Origin of the sequence: Rhizobium sp. WSM1274 (assembly GCF_025200775.1) — a bacterium.
Lineage (GTDB): Bacteria > Pseudomonadota > Alphaproteobacteria > Rhizobiales > Rhizobiaceae > Rhizobium > Rhizobium leguminosarum_I.
In genome coordinates this window covers 2,094,967-2,118,543 of record NZ_CP104138.1, presented here as the reverse complement: position 1 = coordinate 2,118,543, position 23,577 = coordinate 2,094,967, and the positions used below count along the sequence as shown (strand labels likewise).

Sequence of the window (23,577 nt, the reverse complement as noted above, 5' to 3'; positions counted from 1 at the left end):
ATCCCAAAACCGCTGCACACTTTTGGGCGACATGCATTGTCAGCCGGTCAGCAGCTTACCTGCGACGACGGCAAGCGTGGCGGCAAGGACGATGCGGATAGTGCGTTCGTGCAGCCTCGGCGCCAGAAGGCTTCCGATGATGATGCCGGGGATGGAGCCGATCAACAGGGCAAGCAGCATCGGCCAGTCGATCTCGCCGATCAGCCAATAGCCCGTGCCGCCGATCAAGGTCAGCGGTACCGCATGGACGATATCGGAACCGACGATCTGGCGCACATCGAGCCTGGGATAAAGGATCAGCAGGATCGTCACCCCCAACGCGCCGGCGCCGACAGAGGTCAAGGTGACGAGGACGCCGAGAACGGATCCGAGAACGACGGTGAGGATGAGGATGGTCGTCGGCTTCGGCGGCGTGCGATCGCCGATGGCGCGGCGCGCCAATTCGAGGATCGGGCCCCGGAAGACCAGCATGATCGCGGTCATGACCAGAAGCCAGCCGAGCGCGGTGGTGATGGTATTGGTTACGCCGATGCTTTTGCGATCGACGCCAGCCAGCAGCCATAGCATCAGCAGGGCGGCCGGCAGGCTGCCGGCTGCGAGGCTGCCGACGATCTTCCAGTTGACGCGCCCATGCATGCCGTGAACGGCGGTGCCGGCCGTCTTGGTGATCGCCGCATAAAGAAGATCGGTGCCGACGGCGGTGGCGGGATGGACGCCGAAGAGCAGCACCAGCAGGGGCGTCATCAGCGAACCGCCACCAACGCCGGTGATGCCGACGAGCGCGCCCACGAACAGACCTGACAGCGAATAGAGCGGCTCGAATGTCAAACAAGCGCCCCTGACGGCGCGCGGCCACCACAAACCCGGCAAATGAAAACTGGCACTTCGTTCTTGTCCCGCCCTCTGTCTTATGACGGGTAGATTGGGTGAGAAGCTGAGTCAAGTTCATGCCCTCGCCGTCCCGGAAAACATCGGCAACTGGAAAGTTGAGGTTTCGCTTGACGGTGACATGCGCTAAGAGCGGCTGACCATTTTTATAGAGTTAGCCGGACATTGGCCGCCATGACAGACAAGACACCCTTCTACATCACCACCGCGATTTCCTACCCTAACGGCAAGCCGCATATCGGTCATGCCTATGAGCTGATCGCGACGGATGCGATGGCACGCTACCAGCGCCTCGACGGCAAGGATGTGTTTTTCCTCACAGGCACCGACGAACACGGCCAGAAGATGCAGCAGACGGCACGCGCCGAGGGCATCAGCGCGCAGGCGCTCGCCGACCGCAACTCTGGCGAATTCCAGGCGATGGCGACGCTGCTCAACGCTTCGAACGATGATTTCATCCGCACCACGCAGGAGCGCCATCACGAGACGTCGCGCAACATCTGGAAGCTGATGGCCGACAATGGCGACATTTACAAGGACAGCTATGCCGGCTGGTATTCGGTGCGCGACGAGGCCTATTACCAGGAAAACGAGACGGAGCAGCGCGCCGACGGCGTGCGCTACGGGCCGCAGGGCACGCCTGTCGAGTGGGTGGAAGAGGCAAGCTATTTCTTCAAGCTCTCCGAATACCAGGAGAAGCTGCTTGCGCATTACGAGGCGAACCCCGATTTCATCGGTCCGGCCGAGCGCCGCAACGAGGTGATCTCCTTCGTCAAGTCGGGCCTCAAGGACCTCTCGGTCTCACGCACGACCTTTGACTGGGGCATCAAGGTGCCGAACGATCCGGCCCATGTCATGTATGTCTGGGTCGACGCGCTGACCAACTACATCACCGCGACCGGCTATATCGAGGACAGGAACGGCCCTCGGGCGAAATACTGGCCGGCCGACGTGCACATCATCGGCAAGGACATCATCCGCTTCCACGCCGTCTACTGGCCGGCTTTCCTGATGTCGGCGAAGCTGCCGCTGCCGAAGCGGGTCTTTGCCCACGGCTTCCTGCTCAACAAGGGCGAGAAGATGTCGAAGTCGCTCGGCAACGTCGTCGATCCGGTCAATCTGGTGAACCATTTCGGCCTCGACCAGGTGCGTTACTTCTTCCTGCGCGAAGTCTCCTTCGGCCAGGACGGCAGCTATAGCGAAGAGGCGATCGGCACCCGCATCAACTCCGACCTCGCCAACGGCATCGGCAATCTCGCCAGCCGGTCGCTGTCGATGATCGTCAAGAATTGCGACAGCAAGATCCCGCAATGCGGCGCGCTCAGCGACGAGGACAGAGCGATGCTGGCTGAGGTCGACGCGCTGCACGCTTCGACCCGCGAAGACATGGGCAAGCAGCAGATCCATCGGGCGCTTGCCTCGATCATTTCGGTCGTTTCCGAGACCGATCGTTATTTCGCCGGCCAGGCGCCGTGGGCGCTGAAGAAGACCGATCCGGAGCGTATGGGCACCGTGCTTTACGTCACCGCCGAAGTCGTGCGCCAGATCGCCATCCTGCTTCAGCCCTTCATGCCTGAATCCTCGGCCAAGCTGCTCGATCTTGTCGCGGCAGCTGCAGACAAGCGCGATTTTGCTGCCCTCGGCGAAGCCGGTCGTCTGGTTGCCGGAACGGCCCTCGAAGCGCCGACGCCGGTCTTCCCGCGCTACGTGGCTCCGGAGGCTTAAGGCCGTGCTGATCGACACGCATTGCCATCTTGATTTTGCCGACTTCGAGGCGGAGCGGGACGAGATCGTCGCGCGCGCCCATTCGGCTGGTGTTGCGCAGATGGTGACGATCTCGACGCGGGTGCGAAAGCTCGAGACATTGCTTGCCATCACGGAGAAATATCCCTCGGTATTCTGCTCCGTGGGCACGCATCCGAACAATGCCGACGAAGAGCTGGATATCCAGACGGAAGAGCTGGTGCGTCTCGCCAATGCCCATCAAAAGGTGGTGGCGATCGGCGAGGCCGGTCTCGACTATTTCTATGACACGCAAAAGCCTGAGGACCAGCAGACCGGCTTTCGGCGCCATATTGCGGCGGCGCGCGAGACTCAGCTGCCGCTCGTCATCCACAGCCGCAGCGCCGACGAGGACATGGCTGATATCCTGACCGAGGAAAGCGGGAAGGGGGCCTTCCCCTTTATCCTGCACTGCTTCTCGGCAGGCCCCGAACTTGCCAAGACCGGAGTCGCGCTCGGCGGATACATCTCCTTCTCCGGCATTTTGACCTTCCCGAAATCGGAAGAGCTGCGAGAGATCGCCAAGACGCTCCCGCATGAGCGGCTGCTTGTGGAAACGGACGCGCCCTATCTGGCGCCGAAGCGCTGGCGCGGCAAGCGCAATGAGCCGTCCTATGTTGTTAACACGGCCGAGGTGCTCGCCGATACGATCGGCCTTTCCCATGAAGAGGTCGCGCGGATTACGACGGAGAACGCTTTCCGCCTGTTCTCGAAGATGCCGAGGATCTAGCGGCGTGCTCTACCGGCGGCGTTTCACCATTCTCGGCTGTTCGTCGTCACCGGGCGTGCCGCGCATCACCGGCGACTGGGGCGCCTGCAATCCCAACAATCCGAAGAACCGGCGCACGCGCGCCGCCTTCATGGTGCAGCAATTCGCACCGGATGGCGAGGTGACGACCGTCGTCATCGATACAGGGCCGGATTTCCGCGAGCAGATGATCAGGGCAGGTGTCGATCATGTCGATGCGGTGCTCTACACCCATCCGCACGCCGACCATATTCATGGCATCGACGATTTGCGCGGTTATTTTCACAATACGCGCCGCCGGGTGCCGATCTTTGCCGACCAATTTACGATGGACAGGCTGCGGGAAGCATTCGGCTATTGTTTGGAGACGCCGCCGGGCAGCAATTATCCGCCGATCGTGCTGCCGATCGTCATCGAAAATCTCGATGAACCTCTGGAAATCCACGGCCCTGGAGGCACGATCCCGTTTCATCCGCATATCCAGCAGCACGGGGATATCCACTCTCTCGGCTTCCGCATCGGCGATGTGGCTTATTGCAGCGATATCAGTGACTTCCCGCCGCAAACTGTCGAGAAGCTTAAAGATCTCGACGTGCTGATCATCGACGCGCTGCAATATAGCTATCATCCGAGCCATCTGTCGCTGGAACAGTCGCTCGACTGGATCGGCCGGCTGAAGCCGAAACAGGCGATCCTCACCCATATGCACACGCCGCTCGATTACGACGCGGTGATGGCTGAGACGCCGGATCATGTGGTGCCGGCGTATGACCAGATGAGCTTCGAGATCGAGGGCAGAGCCAGGGCCTGAGCCCCGGCACTGAGTGCAGGGTCACTGCATATAAGGCAGAACCTCGACCGCGCCGCGGTGGATCATGTCAAGCGAGACATAGAGGATGATCAGCAGACCGACATAGGCGATCCAGCGATGGTTGTTGAGCAAGCGGGCGATCAGGTTTGCGGCGATACCCATCAGCGCGATCGACAGGGCAAGACCGATGACCAGCACGCTCGGATGTTCGCGTGCAGCACCCGCAACGGCCAGAACGTTGTCGAGCGACATCGAGACATCGGCGATGACGATCTGGGTCGCCGCCTGCAAGAAGGTCTTTCTCGGCGCGCCTTCGGCACCCGCCGCTTCGTGGTTCTCGCCGTGACCGGCGCGAAGTTCGCGCCACATCTTCCAGCAGACCCAGAGCAGCAGCAGGCCGCCGGCCAGCAGCAGACCGACGATCGCCAGCAGATAGACAGCAACGCTGGCAAAGAGAATACGCAGTACGGTCGCGGCCAAAATGCCGACGATGATCGCCTTGCGGCGTTGCGTGGCCTCCAGGCCGGCAGCGGCAAGGCCGATAACCACGGCGTTGTCGCCGGCGAGAACGAGGTCGATAGCGATGACCTGCAGCAAAGCCGTCAGACCGGCTGCCGTAAAGATATCCATATGAATTGTCCCCAATGCGTCAAAGCCGTGCTAGCGTTTCGAAGGTTTGACGTCAACCGCTGAGGGATTTCGCAGCCGGCGCAATTTATGGCTCTGCGCATCTGATGGCAGGCGACGTAATGGAACCGCAGGCGATATGGCAGAGCATCGCAATTCCCGTGGAACATTCACCTCAGCCACCGGTTCTTCAGGTCAGGAAACCAGGCGTCAGCCAGCCTTCGGCCAGATATTGGCCAGACTTCGGATTGGCGGCTGGATCTGCACACCGAGAGGAGAGCCAAATGGGCAGCATTTACAATGATACCAACCCGGCCTTTTCAAGCCCGACGGGGCGCAGCAGTCTTGCCGCATTCTTCGACAGCCGATCGGAGGCTGAATCCGCCGTCTCCCGTCTTGAAGACGCGGGCGTGCCGGTTGCGAGAATAAGGCTGATGCCCGGATATGAGGCGGACAGAAAAAATGCCGGCGTCATGAGCGACGACCGCAGCGGCTTCTTCGACGCGCTGGCAGACTTCTTCTTCCCCGATGAAGATCGTGCGGTCTATGCAGAAGGGCTACGGCGAGGCGGCTTCCTCGTCCAGGTCAATGATATCGATGACGCACTTTATGAGACCGTCCACGATATTCTGGACGACGAAGGCAGTATCGATATGGATGAGCGGGCGGATCTCTGGTCGTTGGAGGACAGACAGCAAGGCGCGTCCAATACCGGCTTTGCCGGATCGACGCATGGCGGCAAAGCCTCGGAAGACCTCGCCGTGTCCGAGAGCGCATTCGACGATGCGCGCCCGGTGGCAATGCGGGACACCGCGCATGGAAGTGCCAAGGTGCGCGCCTATACCTTCCCCGACCCTGGCACCACGTCAACGGACGAAGCCAATCGCCAATCCCAAGGCCAATCCCAAACTCAATCGCAAGGCGGATCTCACCAGAGCCAGGGTTTCCAGCGCGACCATTGATATCAGGGGCCGGCTGCAATGCCGGGCCTCATTTCCCTCGCTCACCTATTCGAGGACATGTCGATGCAATCGTCCATCAACCGCCACGGCCTTCCGCCTGACCCCGACGAACTGATCGAGGAAGGCGATCCGCCCTTTGCCGATGCCGCGGAGCAGACCGCGCGTGAAAAGGCCGACGAGAGCCTGAACGCCCTGCAGCATGAAGTCAGGCTGCTGAATGCCCGCATCGGCGTGCTGCGCGAGGATGCAGAAGCGGCGCTGAAAGCCAAGGCGACATCGGTCGATGCAAGCGCCCATGTCCAGCTCGGCGACTATCCCTGGCTTAAACTTGCCGCGGCGATCGGTGCAACCTTCATTGCCGCCAGGCTGGTTCGGCGTCTTCCGCTCGGCGTGCTGCTTGCAGGATTTGCCGGTAATATCCAGGAGATGAGACGGCAGTGACGGACGTGAGTGCCCGATTGCCAACGCCGCCCTTCAGCGTGACATGCTTTAAAAGCTACCAGTGCGCCGAAGGAATCAATGAACCTGCACGGTGTCCGAAGGCATCGGCTTGGCAAGCTCTTTGAGAATCGCTTTTAGCGCATCGGCTGTCGCCTGCAGGCCGGATGACCGCGCAATTTTCAGTGCCGCCCTGCAGTGAGCAGATAATTCGTCCTGCTCCCCGTGATCATTCGTCGGAAATACGATGCCCGCATATTGCGACGGGTTTCCGGCTTCATCCCTGAAGCAGCGGCCGAAGGCAGCCACGGCTACTATTTGCCCGCTTCGATCAAATACACGATAATCACAGCGATACGGATTTCCTGTGATCACCGATTCTGAAATCGCCTTGGCCACAGATGGCTTGTCGTCCGGGTGAATCCGGTCGAGGTATCGTATGACCGGCAGCCCAGTGAGGGTCTGTTCCGGATCGAGCCCAAAGAGGTTTGCCAGCGCCGAATCCGCATAAACCTTGTCGGTCGCCAATTCCCAGGTGAATATGCCAGGCTCTTCGGCAACGGAAAATTCGGACGTGCCGATGCTGTCGACAAGGTTCATTCCGCATCCACATTCTGCGCGCCACTGCTGCTCGTCGATCAAATCGGCTCTTGAGAGAATACGACGTGCTCGACCATTTCGCCGCCGATCTTACTGCATAATTCTTCAAATCGGAATCGATTTAAGGATTCCTCGCTTGGAAGGAACCCACGCTTGATGGGTTCGATCTGTGCCGGATCAATGGTAAGCTTGCCACCGAAGCCCCACGCGAAAGGCGGCCCGAGACCGCCACATAAGCTCGCCACGCGCAGCCAGCAGCCGTCGTTTTCTTGACGCGCAGGGCGAAGGTGTGCTCCACCTCGGCTTCGACGCTCCAGAATGCGACGAAGCTGACAAGACCGGCGCGAAGGGTTGACGGAAATCATGAAAAAAATCGATCTCAATTCTGATCTGGGGGAAGGATTTGGACCCTGGCGCATGGGCGACGACAAGGCGATCCTTGACGTCGTCACCAGTGCGAACATCGCCTGTGGCGGGCACGCAGGAGATCCGGCAACCATGGTGGAGACGCTTACCCTTGCAAGCGAGCGGGGTGTCGTCGCCGGTGCTCATCCGGGCTTTGCAGATCGCGAAGGTTTCGGACGACGCCTCATCCCCTTGAGCATCCGGGAAGTGGAGCAGCTTGTGGCGACGCAGATAGGGGCGCTGATGGGAGCTGCGGCTCTGGCAGGCGCCCGAGTCCGTTACATCAAGGCGCACGGGGCACTCGCCAATTGGGCGGCGGACGAACGGCCGGTCGCCGACGCCATCATCCGCGCAACCCGAGCGATTTCGCCGGAACTTGCTATACTGGCGATCTCCGGGACAGAGCTTGAGCATGCGGCCCGCGATGCAGGAATGACCGTGTTCAGCGAGATTTTTGCCGACCGCGGCTACCTCTCCACCGGTCGGCTCGTCCCGCGCAACTTGCCGGGAGCGATGATCCATGATCCCGCGGAGGCAGCTTCGAGATTGATCGAGTACCTGTCCAGCGGCCTCATGCCGACGGTCGACGGCGTTCCGATCACTCTCGATGCGCACTCGATCTGCATTCACGGGGACAGCCCAGGAGCGCTCGCCATGGCCGTCCACGTGCGCAGGGAATTGCAAAAGGCTGGCATCGAGGTGGCACCATTCCTCCAACCGACAAAGGAAAACAGGTGATGGCAAAAGGCTATCTTATTGCCGAGGTTACCGTCACCGATCCGGACGCCTATGGGACCTGCACGCAGGCAGCGGATGCGGATTTCATTCTGATCGAAGGCGCCGGCTGATTTGTCACAGGAGCCGTCCGCATCCCCCTCCAGCGTTCCGAACTATCGTCCTGTGGGCGGCCACGCGGTGCTCGTCGAATTCGGCGCGACCATCGATAAGCGGATCCACGATCAGGTCGTCAAGCTGGATGCCGCCTTGAAGGCGGCACCCTTTGAAGGATTCGTCGAAGCCGTTCCGGCCTATGCCAGCATTCTCGTATGCTTCGATCCGCTCGTGGCCGATCACCGGACGACGGAAGCGGCCATTGCCGAGCTTCTGGCGGCTGAGGTTCCAGAGACGATCGGAGCGATGCGCGAAATCGAAGTCTGCTACGATCCTGATCTTGCGCCCGATCTTGCCGCCGTCGCCGAGGCGAGCGGATTATCGCTGGAAGACGTCATATCCGCCCATCTCTCTGGCGACTACAGCGTCTTCATGTACGGCTTCGCTCCAGGATACGCCTACCTCGCAGGCGTGCCCAAAGCCATTCAGCAGCCGAGGAAGCCTGCGCCTATTCGCGGCATCGCCGCCGGAAGCGTGCTGATCGCCGGTCCGCAATGCCTGGTGAGCACGCTCACCATGCCGACCGGCTGGTGGATCATCGGCCGCTCTCCGACGAAGATTCTCGACGCCGCTTCCGACGACCGTCCGTTCCTTTTCGACGTCGGCGACGCGGTGCGTTTCCGCCGCATATCGAGGGCCGAATTCGACGCGAGGTGCCCCGCATGAGCGAAGCTGTCCTTGCAATCAACTTCGCGGGTCCTCACGTCGCTGTCCAGGACGAAGGACGTCACGGATTGATGCGCTATGGCGTCCCGGCCTCCGGTCCGATGGACAGGACCTCGTTTGCCGCCGCCAACGCCGCCGTCGGCAATCCTGCCGGTCAGCCGGCAATCGAAGTCTCCATGGGCGGCCTGGTTCTCGACTGCCTGTCGGGGGAGGTTACATTCGCCGTCGCCGGAGGAGGCTTCATCGTCGAGCATGCCGGCGACAAGCGCGGCGCATGGATGGTCGCCACCTTGAGGGCAGGGGAGCGGCTGGCGATCCGTCCGGGATACTGGGGAAGCTGGACGTATCTGGCCTTCGCCGGTCATATCGAGGCGAAGACCTGGCTGGGCAGCATGTCGACTCACAGCCTGTCCGGGCTCGGCGGCGGGCGCCTTGCAGCCGGACAGACGCTCACTATAGCCGATCCGGACGTGCGGGATGATCGACATGGTCCGATCACATGTCCGGTCATCGCAAGACCGCGATCCGAGCTGCATGTGGTGGTCGGTCCGCAGGATCGGTTCTTCTCCAAAGAAACCTTGTCGAATTTCCTTTCGTCGCCTTTCCGCCTGAGCGACGCCTATGACCGCATGGGCGTACGCCTCCAAGGTCCGTCGCTTGCGCCAAGTGCGGCGCTGGACATGCCATCGGAAGCGATCGTGCGGGGCTCGGTACAGGTCGCCGGAGACGGTGTTCCCACCGTTCTGCTGGCCGACCACCAGACGACCGGAGGATATCCCAAGATCGCTACGGTGGTGGATTGCGATCTGGACGCCTTCGTTCAGCTGCGCCCACGCGACCATGTCGGTTTCCTGGCTGTGACGCCGCAGCAGGCGATCGAGCACATTCGGCTTCGGGCTTCGACGATGTCCCGTTACCTCGCGGCAGTCCACGACGGACCATGGGACGACCGAATATAGGCCTGTCGATCTGAAGTGCAGGGCGGCGATAGACGCTTGGAGCTGCCGTCAGCTCGAAGTACTGTTCAGGAAAATCCAGTTTGAGTTCGGGGGCACCATGGATTTTCTGAACATCGCGGCGATCGTCTTCTTCCTTCTCGTCTGGGTGGCCGTCGAGCCTTTGATGGCAGCGGGGTGGCCGAGGAAGAACGACAGCCTTTCCGTTGATATGGTGCGCATTCGCGCCGCCTGGATGCGGGAGGTGCTGACGCGAGACAACAACTTCATCGGCGATGCCGCGATCCTTGGGCACACGATCAATTCGGCGTCCTTCTTCGGCTCCGCCAATCTCATCGTCATCGTCGGGCTGAGCGGCGCGCTGTTCATGGAGCCGAACTATGGATCGGGTGGCCTGATCACGATGTTTGCGGCTCAGGACCCCGCGTGGTTTTTCCAGTGCAAGGTCCTCCTGATCATGGCGACGCTGCTGCGGGGACTATCCGATTTCATCTGGGCGGTCCGGCAGATCAACTACTGCCTGGCGGCGATCGGGGCGAGCCCATCCCGCGATGAGGAGAGGGACATTGCCGGCTGGACGAACGCCCTGACCCTGGTTTTGAACCCTGCACTTCGATCGTTCAGCGTCGGCGTCCGGTCTTATTACTTCACCTTCGCGGCCGCTTTCTGGTTTCTCGGGCCAATCCCTTTCGCTGTTGCGACCATCCTCAGCGTCGGCGTGTTGATCTGGCGTCAATCCTGGTCGGATGCTGCAAAAGGGATCATGGCCATACGGAAGCTGCTTGATTAGAGCATAGGGCGGTCACTTCGCTGCCTGGGAGGAGCCAGAACTCTTCTGTCAGGATATCCGGGAGGCCTTCAGAGGCTTGCGGTCTTGACGCCGTCTAGAACAGGATGGTTTTAGGCCGGGCCGGCCTAAAATCCGAATCCTGTTCTACATAGTTAGAGCATGATGTCGTCCGAAAACCGCTCACACTTTTCGGCATCATGCTCTTGCCTTTGGTTCGCGGTCTGCGTCCCCGAGACCGGTTCGTCGATTGACGTTGGTCGTGCAACGCTTCACAAAGTCCGAAGTTTCGACCAACCAGCAAAAGCGACGACACCGTCGCGGGGACCACGGCCACATGCGCATCATCGACGACCGTCATCCCCTCCGCAGAGTGTGCGCATTCCTGACGCTGGTACTTTCAACGCTTCTGCTCGCGAGCGCAAACCCCGCCTCGGCGGCTGAGCCGACCAATTCCTCGGCGCCGATCCGGGTTATTATCGAATTGCCGAATGATGATTCCGGACGAGCGCTGGTCAATCGGATCGTTCCGGGCAATCAGCGACCGGCGCAGCCGGTAGCAGTCTCGCAAGAGGCGGCACCGACGTCGATTGCAACATCGTTACAGGATTTGCGCCAGAGGTTGATCACACTCGTCGATGCCGTTCCGACCCTTCCCGGGCAGATACAGTCGGCGATCCGGGTCTTCCAGACGGATGATCGGATCGAACCTGTCGGCCTGATCTTGGCGGTCATACTCTTCGTCGCGGGCGGGTTCGTAGCCCAGCGCCTTGCCTGGTGGTCAGGGCGAGGGCTGCTCCATTTTGTGCTGAACGCACCTGCCGGCACCGTTCGGCAGCGGATCAAGCTCCACGCCGCCCGGCTTTCAATGGGTCTTCTCGCCTTGCTCGGTTACCTGATCGGAAGCCTCGGCGCGTTTATCCTCTTTCCATGGCCTGCCGTGTTTCGCGATATCGCGCTCATTCTGCTATCAGCCGCGCTCATGGTGCGCCTTGGCGTGCTTGTGGGCCGCATTGTCATCGCGCCAGGCGCCCGCCTGCCGCATATGCGGCTTCTGACGCTTGTCACGTCTCTTGCCTGGTTCTGGTACTACTGGCTCCTCGGAATCGTCGCAGTGCTGGCGGCTGGCTGGGCCACCATTGAAGTGATCGGGACGATCGGAGCTTCACCGATCTTGGCCGATCTCTTTACCGCAGCCTGGCTTGGTGTCGTATCAATCGCTTTGATCGTTATGATCTGGCTGCGGCACTTTCGTTCTGACGGGCCGCCCGTCAGCCGGCTGGTCTGTGTCGGCTTCAGCGCGAGCATCCTGCTATCGTGGCTGTTATGGGTATCCGGGCTCCGCGGTGCATTCTGGACAGTGGTTGTCATCACGCTTCTGCCGCCTACCGTTTCGGTGGCTCATGATATCATTCGTCGCATCATACAATCCGGCGACCAGCAGGCGGTGGAAGATCCGGCTATCGTCGGATGGTCTGCTGTCATCATGCAAACGTTGCGGAACGGCCTCATTGTGATCGCCGCGCTGCTCATTGCCCGCGCGTGGAATGTCAATCTCAGTGATCTCGCCGCAGCCGAAACGGTGACCACGCGTTTGATCCGAGCCGGAATCCGCATCGTTATCGTGCTGCTGGTGACCGACGTTATCTGGAAGCTCGCAAGCACGCTGATCGACAGCCAGATGGCGATGGCGTCGCGAAGCGAGCAGGGGGGACATCACGAGGGAGCCGATGCGCGCCGGCGTCAGCGGTTGAATACCCTCCTTCCCATTCTTCGCAATGTGCTGTTCCTGGCGATCGGTGCTGTCGGCTTCCTGATGATCCTGGATGCCGTTGGCATCCAGATCGGACCACTGCTGGCCGGCGCTGGCGTCGTTGGCATAGCCGTCGGCTTCGGCGCGCAAACACTCGTCAAGGACATCATCTCTGGCGTCTTTTATCTGTTCGACGATGCCTTTCGCATCGGCGAATACATCCAGGCGGCGAAATATAAAGGCACGGTCGAAGGTTTCTCGCTGCGATCGATCCGCTTGCGCCATCACCGCGGTCCGGTCACCATCGTTCCCTTCGGCGAACTCGGAGCGGTACAAAACCTCAGCCGTGACTGGGTCATCGACATCATCACGCTCACCCTGAATTATGACAGCGACCTTGAGGAGGTCCGCAAGACCATCAAACGCATCGGCGTTGAGCTTCTCGAGGATACCGAACTCGGGCCCAACATCATCGAGCCCTTGAAAATGCAGGGGATCGAGCAGATGGCGGATTATGGTGTGCAGATACGGCTGAAGTTCATGACGAAACCCGGCGAACAGTTCGGCGTTCGCCGAAAGGCGCTCGCCATGCTCAAGAAGACATTCGCAGAAAAAGGCATCCAGTTTGCAACGCCGACCGTCCATGTTTCCGGCGGTCCCGGCGATGCAGCGGCAACCGCTGCAGCCTCGGAGCTGCAAAGACCATCGAAAGTCATTCCGACACTTGAGGAATAGCAACGGCGAGCTTCCATCGAATCCCGTCAATGCTCAACAGTCTGACCCGGAAGTTGTCGCCAAGTGGGGGTCGTCCGAGACACGGGTTTCGAAAGAGTCTGTTGGGTGGGATCAGCTGTTCTATGAGTGCACGTCCGCGGATGAACATCGTCGATGTGCTGGATCGCCAAGATGCAAATTCGAGCCGGCCGATTTGAAAAGAATGGGTCTATGAGATGGATGATGAAGGTATGCCATTGTAATCAAAAGGCATTCTATAGTTCCATAATCTGTCTTATGCGATATGTATGTGTAGCCGCAAAGTTGAAGCGTCCTGTTTCTGCAAAGTTGGAATGTCACTCTCCCCGGGTTTGATGACCTGGGAGATTGCGGATGGGACTGATTACGATGAGCGAGCGTGATCTGCAGCGGATCGAGATTCTATCGAAAGTGATCGCCGGCCGGATGACGATGGTGTCGGCGTCACATGTGCTTGATCTGAGTACGCGCCAGGTGCGTCGTCTGCTGGAGCGGATCAACACGGGTGGTGCGGCGTCGATCCGGCACAAAGCGATCGGCCGGCCGTCGAACAATCGGATCAGTGACGGGGTTCGCGATTACGCCGTGACGTTGGTTCGCGAATGCTATGCCGACTTCGGTCCGACGCTGGCCGCCGAGAAGCTTGCCGAGCTCGATGGGCTGACGGTGTCGCGTGAGACGCTGCGGCAATGGATGACGGAGGCTGGGCTTTGGCTGTCGCGCAAGCAGCGCCGGACGTTTCATCAGCCGCGGCTGCGCCGCGAGGCTTATGGCGAACTCGTGCAGATCGACGGGTCCGAACATCGCTGGTTCGAGGATCGCGGCGACCCATGCTCGCTGCTGGTGTTCGTCGACGATGCGACGGGCAAGCTGATGCAGTTGCGCTTTGTGCGCTCGGAAAGCGCCTTCAGCTACTTTGAGGCGCTGGCGTTTTATCTGAAGCATCACGGCGCCCCAATCGCCTTCTATTCCGACAAGCATTCGGTGTTCCGGGTGGCGAAGAAGGATGCCAAGGGCGGCCAGGGCATGACCCAGTTCGGGCGGGCGCTTTGTGAGCTAAACATCGAGATTCTTTGCGCAAATTCGAGCCAGGCGAAAGGTCGCGTCGAGCGGATGAACCGGACGCTGCAGGATCGGCTGGTCAAAGAACTGCGGCTGGCGGGGATTTCCGGCATGGACGACGGCAACGCTTTCCTGTCCGGTTTCATCGAGCGCTACAATGCGCGATTTGCGATTGTCCCTACCCGGCCCGATAATCTGCATCGGCCGATGAATCTTGCGTCGGACCGGCTGAAGGACATTCTGTGCAAGCGTGAGCAGCGTTATGTCGGGGCGCAGTTGACGTTTTCGTTTGAACGCAAGCGGATCATGCTGGAGGAGACCGAGGTGACGCGTGGTTTGGCTGGTCGCTATGTCGAGACCTATGCCTATGCGGATGGTCGCTTGGATGTCCGGTGGAAGGGGCATTCCCTGCCCTACAGGACGTTCGACAAGGACCAGCGGGTGACGCATGCGGCGATCACCGAGAACAAGCGGCTCGGCGATGTGCTGGCCTACATCAAGGAGCGGCAGGATCAGTTGCCAACGCCGAAGGTGAAGACCAACAGCGAGAAGAACGGCTATGTGCCGCGTGCTCGTGGGCCCGGACGCCGGAAGGATTTCATGAACGATCCCGCCGTCATTGCCCGACGGCGACAAGCGCTCTCTGACCTCGATGCGGCGGAATGACTGGCTGCTCCAATTGTCAAAGCTAAAGCCCAAGGGAGCATCTCACCCGCCCCCTCCCTTCCCTTGCAACCCGGTCCAGCCGGTCCGGTCGGGGGCTGGTCGGCGGCGCTCGGCTGTCGCATTTCTAAATGGCTGACACCGCGCCCAAAGTGACATTTTAACTTTGCGCAACGGCGGACATTTCAATCCTGCCGCCACAGTATGTGTAGCCGCAAAGTTGAAGTGTCCTGTTTCTGCAAAGTTGGAATGTCACTCTCCCCGGGTTTTTTGATGACGGTGGAGATTGCGGATGGGACTGATAGCGATGAGCGAGCGCGACCTGCAGCGGATCGAGATTCTATCGAAAGTGATCGCCGGCCATATGATGATGGTGTCGGCGGCGCATGTGCTTGATCTGAGCGAGCGCCAGGTGCGACGGCTGTTGGAGCGGATCCGCACTGGTGGTGCGGCGTCGATCCGGCACAAGGCGATCGGTCGGCCGTCGAACAACCGGATCAGTGACGGTGTTCGAGATTACGCGGTGACGCTGGTTCGCGAACGCTATGCAGACTTCGGGCCGACATTGGCGGCCGTGAAGCTTGCCGAGCTCGATGGGCTGACGGTGTCGCGCGAGACGCATGGCCCCATCCACTGACCTAGTCCTGATTGGCAACCGCTGGCAAACTGCCTTCGTTCGAAAGACGGGATTCGGTCTGTCGGGCGGCGAAGACGAGGCGGCGCTTTGCGCGGATCGCGTGCCATTGTTGGTCGATCAGGACGCCGATGAGGATCACGCCACCCATGACAGCGAAATTCAGCGACGAGGGTATACCAAGGAGATTCACGAGATTCTGCAACTCCTGGAGCAGGACCGTTCCCAGCACGACGCCGACGATCGATCCCTCGCCGCCGCGGAGCGAAAAGCCGCCGAGCACGGCGGCGGCAATCGCGTAGAGTTCGTAGAACTGGCCATGGCTCGCCGGCGAGATCGAGCGCGTGTACATGGCGAAATAAATTGCCGATAGCGCCGTCAGCAGCCCGCAGATGACATAGGCCGACATCACCATGCGGCCGGTACGGATACCGGAATAGCGGGCCGCCTCCTCGTTCTTCCCGATCGCGTAAAGATAACGCCCGAAGACAGAGCGATGCAGCATGACCCACATGACCACGGCAATGATGACGAGTGCGGTGAAGGTGTTGGGAACGCCGTAAAACCGTCCGGCGGTCAGGAATTCGAGGTCAGGGAAATTTTGGCCGAAAGCAAAGCCCGCCGTTCCGTCGGCCGTATAGAAGCGCGCTGCCCCACGATAGATCAGGAGGCCGCAGAGGGTGACGACGAAGGGCTGCAGGTTGAGCCGGGTGATCAGCCAGCCGTGGACGGCACCGATGACGGCGCCGAGCGCGAGAATGAGCGGCAGCGCCAGCATCCATGACATATCCTGGACCGCGATGAAATCGACGAACAGCACGCCGAGAAGTGCGACGAGCGAACCCACGGAAAGCTCGATACCGCCGGTGATGATGACAAAGGCTTGGCCGATCGACAGGATGCCGAACAGGCCGATCAGGTTGGCAGTGTTGGCCAGGTTGATCGGCAGCAGGAAACGCGGGTTGATGATGGCGACGACGATGCCGACGACGACGATCAAAAGCAGCAGTCCTAGATCTTTTTTGATCATTCGAAATCCATCCCCGATACTTATTTCTATTGGCCGCAGCCGCTATTTTACCCTTTTGCCGACGGCAAGCAAAAGGACGCTTTCCTGGCTGATTTCGTCCTCTTCCAAAATGCCGGCGATCTGGCCCTCGTGCATGACGGCGATGCGGTCGGAAACGCCGATCACCTCTTCCATGTCGCTGGAGATCATCAGGACTGCGACGCCGGCATCGGCAAGCGCTCGCATCAGGCCGTAGATCTCATTCTTCGCGCCGATATCGATGCCGCGTGTCGGCTCGTCGAAGATCATCACCTTCGGGCTCATCGACAACCATCTGGCAAGCACCACCTTCTGCTGGTTGCCGCCGGACAGAGTGCCGGTTCGCGACGAAACGGAAGGCGCCTTGATACCGAGGCGAACGCGTTGTTTTTCGGCCGCCGCCCTCTCCCGCTCGGCAGAAAGCATGAAGCGGCTGGAGAGCTTGGGGAGATCGGCAAGGGTTATGTTCTGGGCGATCGGGAAATCAAGAAGAATGCCGTTGCGCTTGCGATCCTCCGGTACCAGGAAAATGCCACGAGCAACGGCGTCCCGGGCAGACCTGATCGCAATTTGCCGCCCGTCCTGCAGAATGGCTCCGCCGTAGCTACGGTCAATGCCGAAGAGTACCCTTGCAAGCTCGGTGCGGCCCGACCCCACGAGCCCTGCAAGTCCCATGATTTCTCCATACCGGATTTCCAGATCAACGGGACGGCCGGGATAGGCCTCGGTGCGCACGCCGCTAGCCTTCAGCGCAACCGAGCCGGGCGAGCGCTGCGGTTTTGCGGTCCGGGCCGCAAGCACCCGGCCGATCATCAGCTTGACCATCTGGTCGTGACCGATGTCTTTCTTGGCAAGCGTGCCCACAAGCGTGCCGTCGCGCAGGACTACGACCCGGTCTGCGACGCGCTCAACCTCGTGGAGGCGATGCGAAATGAAAACCACACTGATGCCATCGGCTTTCAGTGATTTGATAATGCTCAGGAGACGCTCGGTTTCGGCCAGCGGCAGGCTGGACGTGGGTTCATCGAAGATGACGAGCCTGGCGTTGATGGACAGCGCCTTGGCGATTTCCACCATCTGCTGCTCGGCAAGGGAAAGCGATGCCACGGGTGTGTCGGCGGAAAAATGAGCCCCTACCCGCTTCAAGAGCGGCTTCACCATGTCTCGCAGCCGATTGCGATCGACGAGCTTGAAAGGTCCGGCCTTCAGCGGCTCGCGGCCCAGGAAGATATTGGCAGCAACGTCGAGATTCTCAAAGAGATTGAGTTCTTGGTGAACGAAGGCGATGCCGGATGCGATGCTCGATTCCACAGTGAGGAAACGAAGCTCTGCTCCGTCGAGCAGAATCGCGCCTCGGTCGGGTGCTATCACGCCGCCGAGAATCTTCATCAACGTCGATTTTCCAGCTCCGTTCTCGCCGACGAGGCCGATGACCTCGCCCGGTATGATGTCGATCGACAGGCCCTCAAGCGCAACGACGCCCGGATAGGTCTTGCCAACGCCGGAAAGCGAAAGGAACGGCGTTGCAAGCGCGTCCGGTGACGGGAAGTCGGAGCTGTGGTTCATCGCCTGTCCATAGCTGCTAATGCTGTCGGCATGGGACGTCCCTCGCGGCAGCGGCGAGTGCCGCCGCCGCGACGGAGAGTTATTTTCCAGCCATGGCCTTCAGGCTGGCGGCATATTTGTCAACGTCATCCTTGCCGATGATTACCGTCGGTATGATGATCAAGCCGTTGCTAGGAACGCCTGACTTGTCGCCCTTGAGGTAGGCCGCCATCAGCTTCATGCCCTGATAGGCCCATTCGAACGGCTGTTGCACGACGGTCGCTGCGACCGTGCCTTCCTTGACGCCGCCGAGCGTGATCGGATCGTCATCAAAGCCGACGACGGTGATCTGGCCGAGTTTGCCGGCGTCGCGCAATGCCTCATAGATGCGCGGCGTATTGTAGGAGTAGAAACCGACCATGCAGGTGACGTCGGGGCTGGCCACCAGCGCGTCCTCGACGTTCTTCTTTGCGCGGGTCTGGTCGATATCGTCGCCGCGTACATCTGTCAGCTCGATCTTCGTGCCCTTCAGGCCGTCCTTCATGCCCTGGATGCGTTCCTTGGCATTGTCGGCGCCGAGCAGGCCAACGAAGCCGATGCATTTGCCGCCGTCCGGCATCGCTTTCTTGGCGATTTCGGCGGCCTGCATGCCGGCGTCGATATTCGATGAGCCGATATAGGCGACGCGGTTGGTCTGCGGCGCGTCGCTATCTGTGGTGAAGAGAGCAGTCTGCGATCCGATCTTGTTCAAGCCGTCCGTCTGGGTCTTGGGATCGACTGCGGAAACCATGATCCCCTTGACGCCGGCACTGACCAAGTCTTCCATAAGCCGTTGCTGAACGGCGACAGATGCCTGCTCAGGGTACTTCAGCTCCATCTGGTAGTCGGGCATCTCGCCCTGCGCCTTCTTCACGCCCGCCTCTGCGGCTTTCCAGAAGTCGGATGCACCGTTGACGACAAATGCGAGTGTCGGCTTGTCGGCAGCATGCGATACGGCAATCGGCGCCGCGCTCAGCATCAACCCGGCGAAAAACAAGGCTGCATTGCGTTTCAGCTGTTTCATAATACACCTCCCGAGGGGCCGCAGTTGCACGGGCCCGTTTCCGATTTACGGCCGGCCGGATGCGCGCCCCCTCCCAGGGCCGTCGCAAAGCGACGAGTGGCATAGGTTCCGATCGCTCCCTGACGGTATACAAGAAATTTAATTAGTAAATAGTATTATCAATGCAGATCAAAACATTTCATCGGGCAATGGCTGGGATGGCAATTTTGTACCGGCATTGCCAACAATCGATAGTGTTGCAACAATTCATGCAATTGCCAGCGCTTTCAGATAGATGCTAATATTAATTAGCAAAAACGACGATCAACAACCCTGAACGGCTATCCCAAGCAGAGACAGTTTCCACGAATGCGAAAGCCCAAGACCGAAAATAAGCCTGTGCGCGTGACGATGATGGACATCGCGGCGGCGGCTGGCTGCTCGCAGGCGGCCGTCTCCTTCGTCCTCAACGACACACCCGGCACCCGCATCTCACAGCAGACGCGTGATCGCGTATTGGAGGCGGCGCGCGCGCTCGGCTATATGGAGAAGACCTATACGACGAAGGCCTCTTATTCGGGACTGGACAACGTCATCGGTTTCGCCGTGGATCAACTGGCCACCAGCCCGGAAGCGATCGTTGCGATCGAAGGCGCGCGGCAAGCCTCCTGGAACGCCGGCAATGTCCTTCTGGTAACCCAAACGCTCAGTGATCCCGTGATGGAGCCGAAAGCAATCGAGGCGTTAACGAGCGGAGGCATATCGGCGCTCATATATATGACAATCTATACCCGCCAGGTGGAGCTTCCTTCCTATGTCCGCAAGCTTAATATCCCGACGGTCCTGCTGAACTGTTATACGGCGGACCATGCCTTTCCCGCCGTGGTGCCGAGCGAGATCGCGGGGGGGGCAGAGCTCCACCCGCCATCTGATCATGCACGGACACCATCGTATCGCGACGATCACCGGCGAAATCTGGATGCAGGCGGCGCAGGACCGGCTGACGGGATATCGCCGCGCGCTAGCGACCGCCGATATACCTTTCGATCCGGAATTGGTTATTGAAGGCGACTGGTCGGCCGGTGCCGGCTATGCCTCCACGATGAAACTGCTTGCTCTGAAAGAGCCGCCCACCGCGATCTTCTGCCAGAACGACCGCACTGCCATCGGGTGTTACGAAGCGCTCAAGGATGCAGGGCTTCGCATTCCCCAGGACATGTCGGTGGTGGGTTATGACGACGAAGAAATTGCGCGACATCTCGTACCCCCTCTGACGACCTCGGTCCTTCCACATCTTGCCATGGGGCAATGGGCAATCGAACATCTCAACCCGGAAAATACGCCCGGCAAGCGCTATCCCATTGCGAAGCTCGAATGCTCGCTCGTCAAGCGTCATTCCGTCGCCGCGCCGCGGGCCGAGGCGCGACAGATCCTCGATGGCGCATATACGTCGCCATAGCGTTCGCGCCGGGCCACTCATCCGCTGAGTGGAGCCCAGCTCGCTCGGAACCCCTGACCGGCGCACATTGGAGGAAGTGGTCGAAATCACTTCCCGAGCGATAGAACGGGCAGAGCTTGCCCTTTGGTCAATAGGCTTGCGAACGGATCGCCCTGCCCTTGCGTCGTCACTGACCGAACCACCGATCTCAAATAAGCTCAACCACAGATACAATCTACGCAGAGGCGACGTTGACGACGTGTAGATTTGGAGCTAGCTCTAGCGCCCATGAAAATCGCAATGGTTCTCGTAGTGGTGATATCGCGCATGGGCAGGACGGTCTGATCGTCCGGCAATAGCCACCCATGCGCCGAAAACTGGTCCCTGACGGGGCCTTTTTTTATGCCCCGTCGCACCCATCACCTCACTCACGACGGAACCCAGATATGACCGGCGAGAAAGCCAACTCTTCCCTTAACCCTTCTGATCGTCGCATGAACGGCGGCGAGATCGTTCTGCAAGCGCTGCGCGACAATAGTGTCGAACATATTTTCGGTTACCCCGGCGCAGCGGTGCTGCCGATCTATGACGAAATCTTCCAACAGGAGGACATCAAACATTTCCTGGTACGCCATGAACAAGGCGCCGGACACGCGGCCGAAGGCTATGCCCGCTCGACCGGTAGAGTTGGCGTCATGCTGGTGACATCGGGACCGGGCGTTACAAATGCGGTTACCGCACTGCAGAATGCCCTTATGGACTCCATTCCGATCGTCTGCCTCGCTGGCCAGGTGCCGACTAGTCTGATCGGCACGGATGCTTTTCAGGAATGCGATACGGTCGGCATCACTCGTCCCTGCACGAAGCACAATTTCCTGGTCAAACACGTCGACGATCTGGCCAAAACGATCCACCTGGCTTTCCGGATCGCGGCGGCCGGTCGGCCCGGCCCTGTTCTCGTCGACATGCCGAAGGACGTGCTGTTTGCCAGCGGAACCTACGTCGCACCTGACAAGGTAGCTCCCCCGCCGAGCTACCAGCCCGCAATGCGAGGCGATCAAAACGCGATCCGCTCGGCGGTCGTGTTGATGGCCGAAGCCCGACGACCCATCATCTATACGGGCGGCGGCATCATCAACTCCGGACCGGAGGCGTCGAGATTGTTGCGCGAGTTTATCGACCTCACCGGCTTTCCGGTAACGTCCACCATCATGGGGCTTGGGGCCTATCCGGCTACCGGGCCGAACTGGCTACGGGTCGCCGGACAAGACGGATCGCACGAAGCGAATATGGCAATTGGCGATTGCGATCTGATGGTCGCCATCGGCGCGCGGTTTGACGATTTTGCGATCTCGCGCGTCCATGAGTTTTCGCCTCGTTCGAAGAAGATCCAGATCGATATAGATGCCTCGTCGATCAACAAACGCGTTCCCGTCGATATCGGCGTTCAGGGCGACGCGGCGCATGTGCTGGCGGATATGATTCATGCCTGGCGGTTGCTCTCCACCATGCCCGACCAGAAGCGGTTGCGGGCGTGGTGGTTGCAGATCGATCATTGGCGAGCCCACCATTCGTTTTCCTACGAGCGGCTGGACCATGCAATCATGCCGCAACATGCCCTGGAGCGCCTGCATGCACTGACAAAGCCGCACGACCCGATCATCGCCACGGAGATCGGTCAGCAGATGTGGGTGGCGCAGTTCTTCGGTTTCGACAAACCCAATCGCTGGATTACCTCGGGGGGATTGGGGACGATGGGCTTCGGTCTTCCTGCCGCTCTGGGGGCGCAGCTCGCACATCCCGGGCGCCTTGTCATCGACATTGGCGGCGACGCGTCGGTGCAAACGACGATGAAAGAGCTGTCGACGGCCATACAGCATCAAGCGCCGATCAAGATTTTCGTCTTGAGCGATGAGCATCCGGGCATGGCGCAAGAATGGGATCCCATGCCGGATGGCAACGGTCGATCGTGCTCTTATTCGGCTTCGCTGCCCGATTTCGCCAAGCTTGCGGAAACCTATGGTGCCATCGGCCTTCGTTGCGAGAACCCGGCCGAACTCGACGTCAGGATCGAGGAGATGGTCGACGCGGACCGGCCGGCGCTCCTTCACTGCCGGGTTGCGAGGTTCGCCGGCACCGATCGGCAGTAAGGGCCGGTGATCGAACAGGGCAAAAGCAAGCCGTGCGATCCTGCGAACCGTAGTCATCGTCGATGCTGGCCAAGGACCTCATGATCGAGACTGGCGTCTCGATCATGTCTTTGTACCGTTCGATGGGATCGATTTTCTCCAGCCCGCAGACACGCCGACCCCCCTCCGATTCAAAGATACTGTGTCATGACTCTTTGTTTGAAAGCGCGGCCAAGTCCTCTTTAAGCCGCGCCGGTAAATCCATCCGTTCGTGAAGAATGCTCATGAGGCCGAGATCACCGTTCTCAAGCTCACGAAAGAATAGGTAGTGATGCTCATAGCGGCTGAAATAGGCCCGACGCCTGATGTCTGCGGGAACCGCCAGACGTTGCGGAAGCTGTCGCCAGATCAGCCGATCTTCGCATAAACGCTGCAAATAAACATGCAGCCCGAGAATGTACGCATCTGCCTGCTTTTCTCCCCACGCCTCGAAAGTGTCGCGCCAAATCTTGTCTTGCGCGGCGTCAGCGCGTGGATAAAACCGATAAGCTGCCATGCTCAGCGGCGCTTGTTGCGGCGGATAACGTCTTCAGCGGAAACGGCGACAAACTCGCTGTCGTCGGCACGCATCGCAGGTGCAAGTTCCTTTTGCAGGCCATCCCATGCCTCGTCGCGCGTTTGCAAATCGCGTCGGATCAGGGCGCGAATGTACTCGCTCGCATTCTCATAGAGACCGTCGTCACCGATCTGCTGTTGAATGTGGTCTTGCAGCGCGCCGCTGACCTTCACATGAATGCTGCCTGATGCCATCGGCTTACCCTTTTGCTCTCCTTCTATCGTGGGAAGCGTAGCATATATTGTCAATATTCATCACAAAGAATTTGATCGCGATATGGCCTTTCGAACCCGCTCGGCAGCATGGCTTTCTCAGGGATCATTTAAACAAGAT

21 protein-coding genes and 2 pseudogenes are annotated in these 23,577 nt (G+C 59.9%); 15 read left to right on the top strand and 8 right to left on the bottom strand.

Annotated features, from left to right (window positions below):
* Nucleotides 1-39: 39 nt before the first annotated feature.
* Nucleotides 40-828, bottom strand: a complete 789-nt coding sequence (locus N2600_RS10730; protein ID WP_260110862.1) for a sulfite exporter TauE/SafE family protein — start codon at nt 826-828, stop codon at nt 40-42.
* 234 nt (nt 829-1,062) lie between these two features.
* Here N2600_RS10730 and metG point away from each other — a divergent pair, with 234 nt between their 5' ends.
* From metG to N2600_RS10715, 3 genes are read left to right on the top strand one after another with little or no spacing between them, the layout of a single operon-like run.
* A complete protein-coding gene (gene metG, locus N2600_RS10725) occupies nt 1,063-2,613 on the top strand; it encodes a methionine--tRNA ligase (RefSeq protein WP_260298722.1) in 1,551 nt (516 codons plus the stop codon).
* A gap of 4 nt (nt 2,614-2,617) precedes the next feature.
* Nucleotides 2,618-3,400 (top strand): TatD family hydrolase, encoded by a 783-nt coding sequence (locus tag N2600_RS10720; protein WP_260298721.1) that lies wholly within the window; start codon nt 2,618-2,620, stop codon nt 3,398-3,400.
* A gap of 4 nt (nt 3,401-3,404) precedes the next feature.
* Nucleotides 3,405-4,229 carry an MBL fold metallo-hydrolase gene (locus tag N2600_RS10715; RefSeq protein WP_017964346.1) on the top strand — a complete coding sequence of 275 codons (825 nt, stop codon included), beginning with the start codon at nt 3,405-3,407 and terminating at the stop codon, nt 4,227-4,229.
* Between the two features lie 21 nt (nt 4,230-4,250).
* Here the strand turns inward: N2600_RS10715 and N2600_RS10710 are convergent, their stop codons facing one another.
* Nucleotides 4,251-4,859, bottom strand: coding sequence for a TerC family protein (locus N2600_RS10710; RefSeq protein WP_017964345.1), 609 nt, complete (start codon nt 4,857-4,859; stop codon nt 4,251-4,253).
* A gap of 281 nt (nt 4,860-5,140) precedes the next feature.
* On the opposite strand from N2600_RS10710, the gene N2600_RS10705 reads away from it, so the two are divergent.
* Both N2600_RS10705 and N2600_RS10700 read left to right on the top strand, forming a co-directional pair.
* On the top strand, nt 5,141-5,818 hold the full coding sequence (locus N2600_RS10705; RefSeq protein ID WP_260298720.1) for a hypothetical protein: 678 nt from the start codon (nt 5,141-5,143) through the stop codon (nt 5,816-5,818).
* Between the two features lie 63 nt (nt 5,819-5,881).
* Nucleotides 5,882-6,259 (top strand): hypothetical protein, encoded by a 378-nt coding sequence (locus N2600_RS10700; RefSeq protein WP_026154153.1) that lies wholly within the window; start codon nt 5,882-5,884, stop codon nt 6,257-6,259.
* Nucleotides 6,260-6,334: 75 nt separating this feature from the next.
* Here the strand turns inward: N2600_RS10700 and N2600_RS10695 are convergent, their stop codons facing one another.
* Entirely contained in the window at nt 6,335-6,856 is a 522-nt protein-coding gene (locus tag N2600_RS10695; protein ID WP_260298719.1) for a PAS domain-containing protein, read from the bottom strand.
* Nucleotides 6,857-7,219: 363 nt separating this feature from the next.
* Here N2600_RS10695 and N2600_RS10690 point away from each other — a divergent pair, with 363 nt between their 5' ends.
* From N2600_RS10690 to N2600_RS10655, 8 genes and pseudogenes are all read left to right on the top strand, one after another.
* On the top strand, nt 7,220-7,999 hold the full coding sequence (locus N2600_RS10690; protein WP_260298718.1) for a LamB/YcsF family protein: 780 nt from the start codon (nt 7,220-7,222) through the stop codon (nt 7,997-7,999).
* On the top strand, nt 7,999-8,109 hold the full coding sequence (locus tag N2600_RS10685; protein ID WP_260058599.1) for a DUF1330 domain-containing protein: 111 nt from the start codon (nt 7,999-8,001) through the stop codon (nt 8,107-8,109). Before N2600_RS10690 ends, N2600_RS10685 begins: the two co-directional genes overlap by 1 nt.
* Before the next feature lies 1 nt (nt 8,110).
* Nucleotides 8,111-8,818 (top strand): 5-oxoprolinase subunit B family protein, encoded by a 708-nt coding sequence (locus tag N2600_RS10680; protein ID WP_260298717.1) that lies wholly within the window; start codon nt 8,111-8,113, stop codon nt 8,816-8,818.
* The gene (locus N2600_RS10675; protein ID WP_260298716.1) at nt 8,806-9,777 is read left to right on the top strand and encodes a 5-oxoprolinase subunit C family protein; all 972 of its coding nucleotides are present in this window, start codon (nt 8,806-8,808) and stop codon (nt 9,775-9,777) included. The genes N2600_RS10680 and N2600_RS10675 overlap by 13 nt, the downstream gene beginning before the upstream one ends.
* 97 nt (nt 9,778-9,874) lie before the next feature.
* Nucleotides 9,875-10,564 (top strand): DUF599 domain-containing protein, encoded by a 690-nt coding sequence (locus tag N2600_RS10670; RefSeq protein WP_260298715.1) that lies wholly within the window; start codon nt 9,875-9,877, stop codon nt 10,562-10,564.
* Nucleotides 10,565-10,898: 334 nt separating this feature from the next.
* Nucleotides 10,899-13,049 carry a mechanosensitive ion channel family protein gene (locus N2600_RS10665; protein ID WP_260298714.1) on the top strand — a complete coding sequence of 717 codons (2,151 nt, stop codon included), beginning with the start codon at nt 10,899-10,901 and terminating at the stop codon, nt 13,047-13,049.
* A gap of 372 nt (nt 13,050-13,421) precedes the next feature.
* The gene (locus N2600_RS10660) at nt 13,422-14,795 is read left to right on the top strand and encodes an ISNCY family transposase (protein WP_260298713.1); all 1,374 of its coding nucleotides are present in this window, start codon (nt 13,422-13,424) and stop codon (nt 14,793-14,795) included.
* 289 nt (nt 14,796-15,084) lie between these two features.
* Nucleotides 15,085-15,411 (top strand): annotated as a pseudogene (locus tag N2600_RS10655) (helix-turn-helix domain-containing protein); the annotation flags it as partial.
* Between the two features lie 19 nt (nt 15,412-15,430).
* Here the strand turns inward: N2600_RS10655 and N2600_RS10650 are convergent.
* From N2600_RS10650 to N2600_RS10640, 3 genes are all read right to left on the bottom strand, one after another.
* Nucleotides 15,431-16,456, bottom strand: a complete 1,026-nt coding sequence (locus N2600_RS10650; RefSeq protein ID WP_260298712.1) for an ABC transporter permease — start codon at nt 16,454-16,456, stop codon at nt 15,431-15,433.
* 42 nt (nt 16,457-16,498) lie between these two features.
* Nucleotides 16,499-18,040, bottom strand: coding sequence for a sugar ABC transporter ATP-binding protein (locus tag N2600_RS10645; protein WP_260298711.1), 1,542 nt, complete (start codon nt 18,038-18,040; stop codon nt 16,499-16,501).
* A gap of 79 nt (nt 18,041-18,119) precedes the next feature.
* Nucleotides 18,120-19,082 carry a sugar-binding protein gene (locus N2600_RS10640; RefSeq protein ID WP_017964330.1) on the bottom strand — a complete coding sequence of 321 codons (963 nt, stop codon included), beginning with the start codon at nt 19,080-19,082 and terminating at the stop codon, nt 18,120-18,122.
* Nucleotides 19,083-19,430: 348 nt separating this feature from the next.
* Here N2600_RS10640 and N2600_RS10635 point away from each other — a divergent pair.
* Together N2600_RS10635 and ilvB are read left to right on the top strand one after the other, a co-directional pair.
* Nucleotides 19,431-20,520 (top strand): annotated as a pseudogene (locus tag N2600_RS10635) (LacI family DNA-binding transcriptional regulator).
* Between the two features lie 425 nt (nt 20,521-20,945).
* Nucleotides 20,946-22,649, top strand: coding sequence for a biosynthetic-type acetolactate synthase large subunit (ilvB, locus tag N2600_RS10630; RefSeq protein ID WP_260298710.1), 1,704 nt, complete (start codon nt 20,946-20,948; stop codon nt 22,647-22,649).
* Between the two features lie 184 nt (nt 22,650-22,833).
* Here the strand turns inward: ilvB and N2600_RS10625 are convergent, their stop codons facing one another.
* Together N2600_RS10625 and N2600_RS10620 are read right to left on the bottom strand one after the other, a co-directional pair.
* A complete protein-coding gene (locus N2600_RS10625) occupies nt 22,834-23,184 on the bottom strand; it encodes a type II toxin-antitoxin system RelE/ParE family toxin (RefSeq protein WP_222383980.1) in 351 nt (116 codons plus the stop codon).
* 2 nt (nt 23,185-23,186) lie between these two features.
* On the bottom strand, nt 23,187-23,438 hold the full coding sequence (locus N2600_RS10620; RefSeq protein WP_162117165.1) for a ribbon-helix-helix domain-containing protein: 252 nt from the start codon (nt 23,436-23,438) through the stop codon (nt 23,187-23,189).
* Between the last annotated feature and the right edge of the window lie 139 nt (nt 23,439-23,577).